Origin of the sequence: Marinibactrum halimedae (assembly GCF_021234875.1) — a bacterium.
Lineage (GTDB): Bacteria > Pseudomonadota > Gammaproteobacteria > Pseudomonadales > Cellvibrionaceae > Marinibactrum > Marinibactrum halimedae.
The window spans coordinates 1-916 of record NZ_JAJQVM010000109.1 but is presented as its reverse complement, the minus strand read 5'-3'; the positions used below and the strand labels follow the sequence as shown (position 1 = coordinate 916).

The window sequence follows — 916 nt, the reverse complement described above, 5'->3', positions numbered from 1 at the left end:
GTTGGTTGGTGAACTTTGAACAGCCAATCATGCTTCAGGCTGCCAAAAAATCGCTCAACAACAGCGTTATCCCAACAGGCTCCAACATCGCCCATGCTCGCTCGCATACCATAGCTTTTAAGCAGCTTTCGATAACGGCTGCTGGTGTACTGAGAACCTCGATCACTGTGGAAGACTGCTCCTCTTGAGGGCTGTCTTAAGTTGTAGGCTTTGATTAGCGCCTTCTCAACAAGTTGGCTGGTCATCCGTTTATCAATATGCCAACCAACAATTCGTCTCGAATACAGATCCATGACAATAGCTAAGTACATCCAACCTTCACCGGTTTTTAAGTACGTCACATCGCCTGCCCAAATCTGATTAGGAGCCACTGGATTGAAGTTTTGATTTAACAAATTATCAGCCACCACATCCGTATGTTTTCGTTGTGTCGTTGCTTTGTAAGCCCTTCGCTGTTGCACAATGAGGCCCAGCTTTTTCATCAATTTACGGACTTTATAGCGACCGATCTGATAGCCTTCTTTGCGAAGTCTCTTCATCATTTCTCGACTGCCTAAGCTCTCCCGACTGGCTGTAAACAGCTCTTTCATGCGACGATATAACGACAGTATTTCTGCGCTGATTACTTCGCCAGGTCGCCTCTTCCAGTCATAATAGGCCGATTTACTGACGCGCATAACACGACACAGGGTGACGACGGGATAGTGCTCAGACTCTTCCTGGATGAAGGTAAACTTTACTTCATTTCTTTCGCAAAGAAGGCACTGGCCTTTTTTAAAATCTCTTTCTCCATGCGCAGTTCTTTGTTTTCTTTACGTAGGCGTTTTAGCTCTGCTCGCTCATCTTCGACCAAGGTAATACCCTCTGACTGAGCTTCTATTTTTTCTTTCCATTTATAGATCAGGCTGGTTCCAAT

The 916-nt window shown here is 45.3% G+C and carries 1 pseudogene; it reads right to left on the bottom strand.

From position 1 onward, the window contains the following. Window positions 1-916 (bottom strand): annotated as a pseudogene (locus LU351_RS20520) (IS3 family transposase); the annotation flags it as partial.